We start from the raw sequence: 7124 nt of genomic DNA, 5'->3' as shown, positions 1-7124 counted from the left end.
GATTTGGTTGTTTGCACAGTTCATCATCAACAGAAGACAACGGAAAGCTTTAGAAGAGGAACGAATCAAAGCCGCCCAAAAGGAATTTGAAATAAAAAAATCCCAAAAGCTTCAATCAGAACTTGAGATTCAAGTAGCTGAGCGTACATCTGAAATTAATGCTCAAAAGGAGGAGCTCATTAAAACTTTAAATGAGTTAAAATCCATGCAGTCCCAATTGATACATGCTGAGAAAATGGCATCCTTAGGAGAGTTGACTGCTGGAATTGCGCATGAAATTCAAAACCCACTCAATTTTGTGAATAATTTTTCTGAGCTCAGTAGCGAACTCTTAGCAGAAATGAAAGAAGAAATAGATGCTGGCAACTATGATATGGCAAAGGAGATTGCAGATGATCTATCTCAAAACTTGAAAAAGATAGCACATCATGGTTATCGTGCCGACTCTATTGTAAAAGGAATGCTTCAGCACAGTCGCATCAACTCTGGCGAAAAAGAACTCACTGACATTAATGCTCTTGCTGATGAGTTTACAAGGCTTTCTTATCATGGATTGCGAGCAAAAGATAAAAGTTTCAATGCCGATTTTCAACTAGACTTGGATCCGGATATTCCAAAAGTTGAGCTTATTTCCCAAGACTTCGGGAGATTGATTTTAAATCTTGTCAATAATGCATTTTATGCCGTGCAAGAGAAAAAAATTAAATTAAAATCAAGTTCAGAAGAAGAACAAGAGGAATATCATCCAATGGTTAAAGTAAAGACTTTTATCTCCGGTGAGAATTTAAAAATTACAATAGAAGACAATGGAGGAGGGATTCCCCAATCTATTAAGGATAAGATATTTCAACCCTTTTTCACGACGAAACCAACTGGCTCTGGAACGGGGCTTGGATTAAGCTTGAGTTACGATATTGTCAAAGCTCATGGAGGAGACTTTGAAGTAGATTCTTTAGAAGGAGAAAAAACTATTTTTACAATTTCTTTACCTATAAAGACACTGACTTATCCCAAAAAATAATAGTAGAAAAATAGAGTCATCATTTAAATAAACTTAATTTAGTAATCATGAATATTTTAATTGTAGATGATGAGACAGACGTAGAAATACTTTTTCGTCAAAAATTTAGAAAGGAAATAAAAAGTGGATCCATAAGTCTTTCATTTGCATTTTCCGGACAGGAAGCATTGGATTTTTTATCGAAAGAAAATCCCCCACAAGTCGTCTACGTTTTTTCAGATATTAATATGCCTGGTATGACAGGGTTAGAGCTATTAAAAAAAATAAAAGAAAAATTTCCCCAAATAAATGTCAGTATGATTTCCGCATATGGTGATAGTGAAAACTATGAAAAAGCAATTGATTCGGGAGCTAAGGAGTTTTTTACAAAACCAATAGACTTTGAATTTCTGAAAAAAGAAATCTCAGCTTTGGTAGATAAACATAAATCGGAGAAGGGATGATCAGAATATTAGTTGTAGATGATGAGGCTGATCTGGAAGTATTGATCAGGCAGAAATTCAGGAAAAAAATCCGATCGGAAGAGTATGAGTTTTACTTTGCCTTAAATGGAAAAAAGGCTTTGGAACTGATGGAAGAACGTAAAAATATTGATATGATCCTAAGTGATATCAATATGCCGGAAATGGACGGTTTAACTCTTCTATCCAGAGTAAAAGAACAAAACTCTCTCATGAAAACTGTAATCATATCGGCCTATGGAGATATGGAAAATATACGGACTGCCATGAATTTGGGAGCTTTTGATTTTATCACAAAGCCAGTGGATTTTCAGGACCTTGAGATTACCATAGAAAAAACCATCACCTATATCAATCAGATAAAGGAAACCATCAAAGCAATGAAGGAAAATAACATCCTGAAAATGTATGTGGATGAAACGGTTTTAAATTTCATGGGAAGCCGCGAGATTGAAGGTGGTTTGACAGAAAATGAGACTTTGGAAGCCTCGGTAGCTTTTATAGATCTATGTGGATTTACTGCAATCAGTGAAAATGAAGAACCTAATGTAGTGGTTGGCCAACTCAACGATTATTTTGACATGATGGTCCGGGAGATTATTGCAGAAAAAGGAATTATTGACAAATTTATTGGTGATGCTGTCATGGCTGTATTTAAAGGGGATGATTATGAAAAAAGAGCTATCCGGGCAAGTATTGCCATTCGTGATAAAATGAATGCTATGCCCGTTTTTTCTGAAAAATCAGGATTCAAACCTAAAGTCTCCATTGGAATTAATAGAGGCGAAATGGTTTCAGGAAATATAGGTTCCATTTCTTTGAAGCGATTGGATTATACAGTTATCGGTGATACCGTAAATGTAGCTTCCAGACTTCAGTCCAAAGCAAGTCCAGGTCAAATCCTCATTTTGGAACAATACCAAGAACTCATTGCAAAAGATTTTAATATCTCTAAGATCGGTGAAATGATCCTAAAGAATAAATCAAAGCCCGTTACAGTTTATGAGGTACTTTCCTGATAATTAGAAAAAGCCAACTCCCTAGTTTTATGGAAAATACCTTATACCAGAAGTTCCAATTTTAAGGGCAAGATTTTCTCTATAATTCGATAGGTATTAAGAATAGATAATTTCCCAAAAATCACTTTATGAAAAAACTTACCCACCCAGCATTATTGGTTGCTTTAGGCGCTACAGTAAGCTTTGCTACTATGGTTCCTGATCGACCTGAGGTGCTTATGCCAATGAATCAAACTAACCTGATTCTGGCTGATAGCACTGAAAAAGATTCTATCAAAACCCCAAAATTCAAAGACTTGCCTTTAAAGGCTGAAAGAGAAATAAAGTTCAGTACAAAACAAGGTACTTGGATGAGTGTGGACGTCAGTCCTGATGGGAAAACAGTAGCCTTTGATTTACTTGGAGATATTTACACGATTCCGATGGAAGGTGGCAAAGCTAAGGCTATCACCACAGGAATGGCTTATGAAACCCATCCACGTTTTTCACCAGACGGAGAGAAAATACTATTCACTTCCGATAGAGCAGGAAGTGATAATCTTTGGTATATCGATATGGTCAAAAAAGACACTGTTCAGATCACCAAAGACAAAAACGGTGATGTTCCAGGTGCCGATTGGACACCTGATTCTGAATATATCGTCGTGAGTAAAGGAAGAAGAATCGCTAAACTTTGGATGTATCATAAAGATGGAGGCGGCGGAATTCAACTGAATGAAAATCCAAGCAGTATCAAAACCATCGATCCTTTTGTAAGTCCAGATGGCAAAAAAGTGTACTTCTCCCAGAGAAGTGGCGCTTGGAATTACAATGCCTTACTTCCCCAATATCAGATTGGCACTTATGATTTTGAAAAAGGAGAATTAAACTCTATCACTTCTAGATATGGGTCAGCATTTACTCCAACGCTAAGTGAAGATGGAAAATGGATGGTTTATGGCTCTCGCTGGGAAGAAAAAACCGGCTTGGTATTGAGAAATCTAGAAAATGGCGAAGAAAAATGGCTTGCTTATCCCGTACAAAGAGATGAGCAGGAATCCATTGCTCCTCAGGGAGTATTACCCGCTATGGCTTTCACTCCAGATAGTAAAAATGTCATCGCATCTTATGGTGGTAAAATCTGGAAAATCAGCGTTGATGGAGGTTCCCCTTCGGAAATTCCATTCGAAGTAGATGTGAATTTGGCAATGGGACCTCGTTTGTATTTCAATTATGAGATTAAGGACACCACAGCAGCCAGAGCTACCCAAATCAGGGATGCTGTTCCTTCCCCTGACGGAAAGAAATTGGCCTTCACTGCATTGAACAGATTGTATGTGATGGACTATCCAGATGGAGAACCTTATAGAATTACCAACAATGATTTCACCGAAGCCATGCCAACTTGGAGTCCAGACGGAACTCAATTGGCATTTGTAGGTTGGAATGAAACTGAAGGAGGACGCCTTTATAAAGCTACTTTGGGAAATAGAGCGGCAGTTACTCAGTTGACAACAGAAAGTGCATTATATATGCAACCAGCCTGGGGACCCAATAACAGAATTGCTGTATTCAAAGCTTCTAACCAAGTGATGAAAGATGCGGAAGGTCCTGGAGTGGATGGCTCAGAAGCTGAACTGGTTTGGATTCCTGCAGCAGGTGGTGAATTCAGAAAGATCATGGAAGCAGGCAACCATGGAAATGTTCACTTTACCAAAGATACTTCCCGTGTCTTTTTGAATGGACCAGGTGGAACCTTACTAAGTGTCAGATGGGATGGAACAGATGAAAAAGAGTATGCAAAAATCACAGGAATCACTCCATTTGGATCGGTAGCAGAATCACATGATGATCATGGACATACTACGAATCCTGATGAAGCCACGGATATCCGATATGTTATGGGACTACCCATCTCCAATGCCGATGCAGTTAACTATTGCATGCTTCCAGAAGGAGCCAGTGCACAGGAACCGCAAATGAGACCAAGTAGTGCCAGCACTATTTTGATGGCACCTGAAGGAGATTTGGCAGTAGCCCAGGTGAATAATAATGTCTATGTCGTTCAAATCCCTAAAGTCGGAAAGACTCCAAGTATCAATGTTGGCAATCCAGAATCCAGCAATTTCCCATCCCGTCAACTCACAGAAATCGGTGGAGAATGGCCAGCCTGGGAAGCTGATGGTAAAAAAGTGCATTGGTCTTTGGGAAATGGACATTGGGTTTATGATATAGAAAGAGCCGAATTCATTGAGGATTCAGTCAAAACTGCAAAAAAAGAAAAAATGATGGCAGATGCAGATTCCGTTTCTGCTTTAAAAGCATTGGGACCTGAGGCTGTCAAAGCTGCAGATTCTGTTGCTAAAGCCAAAAAAGAAGCTTTAGCAGAATTGTTGAAAAATGACAAAGAAAAAGCAAAAGCAGATAGCATCTACAAAGCTGAAATAAAGGAGAAAGAAACATATAAACCTTTAGAAAATCAGGTTTCAGTTTATTACACTAAAGATATTCCTAAAGGTTCCGTTCTGTTAAGCAACGCAAGGATTGTGACCATGAAAGGCGATGAAGTCATCGAAAGAGGAGATATTTTGATCGAGAACAATCGGATCAAAGCCGTGGGTGAAGCAGGTACCTTGGATGCTGGGAATGCTAAAGTCATGGACATGTCTGGGAAGACCATTACCCCTGGATTTATTGATACCCATGCGCATATGTGGCCAACTTGGGGATTGCATAAAAACTCTGTTTGGATCTATGCGGCGAATCTTGCCTATGGAGTGACCACCACACGGGATCCACAAACTGCAACTACAGATGTATTGACTTATGGAGATATGGTAGAGGCAGGGATGGTACCTGGCCCAAGAGTATATAGCACCGGGCCTGGTGTAGGTTATTGGATGTATAATTTGAAGTCTTTGGATCAAACCAAAAACGTACTAAAGCAATACAGCAAATACTACAATACTCAATACATCAAAATGTATTTGGTAGGAAACAGGCAACATAGACAATGGGTAATTATGGCTGCTAAAGAGCAAGAGCTAATGCCTACTACCGAAGGTGGCTTGGATTTCAAACTGAATATGACGCAACTTATTGACGGCTACCCAGGTCATGAGCATTCTATTCCGATTCATCCACTGTATCAGGATGTAACCAAAACCATCGCTGAAAGCAAGATGGCTGTGACTCCTACCCTTTTGGTGGCTTATGGTGGACCATGGGCGGAGAACTACTATTATACCACCGAAAGTCCTTTGCATGATCCTAAGCTAAATCGATTCACTCCTTATGAGGAATTGAATGCAAAAGCCAGAAGAAGAGCAGGAGGATTAGGAGGTTGGTTTGCTCCGGAAGATCATGTATTTATGAAGCATGCTGAAGGGATCAAATCCATTTTTGAACAAGGTGGATTAGCAGGTGTGGGTTCGCATGGACAGCTACAGGGATTAGGATATCACTGGGAACTTTGGTCAGTGGCAAGTGGCGGAATGGAAGCCCATGATGCGCTAAAAGTGGCAACGATTTCAGGTGCAGAGGCTCTTGGATTGGATAAAGAGTTGGGAAGTATAGAAGTTGGGAAATTAGCTGACTTGGTCATTATGGATAGTAATCCATTGGAGAATATCCGTAATACCAATACGATCACCCATGTAATGAAAAACGGAAGAATCTATGATGGTAATAGTCTAGACGAGGTCTATCCTACTCCAAGAAAAATGGATGTCAGTCCATGGACTAAGGTGGCTCCTATTCCGAATACGAGTTTGAAATAAAGAATTCTTGAAATACTAATACATCCCTCAGAGCAATCTGGGGGATTTTTTTATTGGTAAAAAAATAAGTGAACCTCTTATGAAATTCTTAATTTGGTTATCACAACTTCCAAGACCCCTGTGGACAATGCAGGTATAAACGCTATTGACTAGTGGGGACTTGGGTTTATACAAGTTTTACATACCAATCAAATAATTATAAAAATGAAGGCAGTAATTTGTCCTGAATACGGACCACCGGAAGTTTTGATTATTAAAGATATTCCAAAGCCATCACCGAAAAAAAATGAGGTTTTAGTAAAATTAGTTGCCTCATCTCTTAATTCGGGAGACGTAAGAATTAGAGGGTTAAGAGTGGAAGGGTTTATGAAATTTATCATGAAATTAGTGTTGGGATTTACAAAACCTCGAAGGCCCATTTTAGGAACAGTTTTTTCAGGAATAGTTGAACAAGTAGGAGAAGCAGTAACTCAGTTCAAGGTAGGTGAAGAAGTTTATGGGACAACTGGACTAAAACAAGGTTGCCATGCCGAGTATCTATGTATTTCGGAAAATAAAGTAATTACAAAAAAGCCAGAAAATGCTTCCTTTGAAGAGGCTGCTGCACTTCCTTTTGGTGGGCAAACCGCTATTTATTTTTTGAGAAAAGGAAAAATAGAAGAGTTAAACAATCCAGAGGTTCTTATTTATGGAGCTTCCGGATCAGTTGGATCGGCTGCTGTTCAAATTGCCAAACACTATGGTGCTGCAGTAACCGCAATATGTAGCTCCAAGGGAAAAGAGCTCGCCGAAAACCTGGGGTCTGACAAAATAATTCTTTATGATCAAGAAGATTTTACCAAGGTGTTAGACAGATTCGACATCA

At 39.1% G+C, this 7124-nt stretch carries 5 protein-coding genes; all 5 read left to right on the top strand.

Annotated elements, in window-relative coordinates; genetic code table 11:
- Positions 1 to 1021: ATP-binding protein (locus Q0L68_RS13800; RefSeq protein ID WP_296704233.1), on the top strand; the 1021-nt coding region annotated here is incomplete at its 5' end.
- 47 nt (positions 1022 to 1068) lie between these two features.
- Positions 1069 to 1464 carry a response regulator gene (locus Q0L68_RS13795; protein ID WP_296704230.1) on the top strand — a complete coding sequence of 132 codons (396 nt, stop codon included), beginning with the start codon at positions 1069 to 1071 and terminating at the stop codon, positions 1462 to 1464.
- The gene (locus Q0L68_RS13790; protein WP_296704228.1) at positions 1461 to 2501 is read left to right on the top strand and encodes an adenylate/guanylate cyclase domain-containing protein; all 1041 of its coding nucleotides are present in this window, start codon (positions 1461 to 1463) and stop codon (positions 2499 to 2501) included. The genes Q0L68_RS13795 and Q0L68_RS13790 overlap by 4 nt, the downstream gene beginning before the upstream one ends.
- 128 nt (positions 2502 to 2629) lie before the next feature.
- Positions 2630 to 6259 carry an amidohydrolase family protein gene (locus tag Q0L68_RS13785; protein WP_296704225.1) on the top strand — a complete coding sequence of 1210 codons (3630 nt, stop codon included), beginning with the start codon at positions 2630 to 2632 and terminating at the stop codon, positions 6257 to 6259.
- Between the two features lie 204 nt (positions 6260 to 6463).
- Positions 6464 to 7124 (top strand): NAD(P)-dependent alcohol dehydrogenase (locus Q0L68_RS13780; protein ID WP_296704222.1); only part of this gene is annotated, 661 nt, incomplete at its 3' end.

The sequence above is a fragment of the Algoriphagus sp. genome (genome assembly GCF_024642405.1).
Taxonomy (GTDB): Bacteria; Bacteroidota; Bacteroidia; order Cytophagales; family Cyclobacteriaceae; genus Algoriphagus.
The sequence above is the reverse complement of the archived record's forward strand: the minus strand, read 5'-3'. Positions and strand labels throughout refer to the sequence as shown.